This is a genomic window from Cryobacterium sp. MLB-32, from assembly GCF_000738085.1.
GTDB lineage: Bacteria > Actinomycetota > Actinomycetes > Actinomycetales > Microbacteriaceae > Cryobacterium.
The window spans coordinates 1-798 of sequence record NZ_JPRS01000786.1 but is presented as its reverse complement, the minus strand read 5'-3'; the positions used below and the strand labels follow the sequence as shown (position 1 = coordinate 798).

Here is a 798-nt window from a genome sequence, read left to right as displayed (position 1 = left end):
GGCGCGAGGAATGCGCGCTTGGATCTAGCTTCTCGAGATCGAGACTGCGCGAGCCGACACGAGCACGCTGTGTCTAGCTCTTGTAGTGCGGGCCGTCGTGGCCTTTCGGTGTCGGTACCGGTGGGCGTCCGCCGCGACGCGGAGTTCTCTTCGGATCGACGGTAGCGGGCGGGATGAAGTACACGACGTTGTCTTTGACGATGATGCCCCACCCTTCGCGGTGGATCCTGTGATGGCAAGCACTGCAAAGCATCAGAATGTTCGATTGATCCGTCGGCCCGTCCTGCGATTTGTACCAAATGATGTGGTGGCCTTCGGCATAACTCGGCGGCCTGTTACAGCCCGCGGTGGCACAGCCGCCGTCCCTTTCGATCGCCGCGAGCTTCTGCGCCCGGGTGAAGAGCCGCTTCCCAAGCCCGAAATCGAGTACCTCGCTCTTGCCGCCGAGGACCATCGGAATGAGACACGCCTCCGCGGCCATCTTCCTGGCCGTGAACGCCGAGATCGGCTGCTCGATCCCGTCGAGCTGGGCCTCACCGAGGCCGGTCTGCAGGGATTCAAGGGACATGCGCACGATGATCGTCGTGTGATCAAGCGCACCCAGTCCCTCTTTACAGGACAGCGCGTGGCGCACGATATCGACGAAGGCATCGAAGTTCAGCTGCGGCATTGTGCGGCCGTCGCCGATGATCTCGTGGTTGTCACCGCACCCGTCGGGGTCTTCCTTCGCTTCAAACCGTGGCTTGCGCAGTTCCGCACTGACCATCCCGTCAATGGCGGTGTCGAGGAACGCGGCTG

The 798-nt window shown here is 62.5% G+C and carries 1 protein-coding gene; it reads right to left on the bottom strand.

What is annotated here, in order from left to right; genetic code table 11:
- Positions 1-73: 73 nt before the first annotated feature.
- The coding region (locus JF66_RS21390; protein ID WP_156110007.1) for an HNH endonuclease signature motif containing protein at positions 74-798 on the bottom strand (725 nt) is incomplete at its 5' end.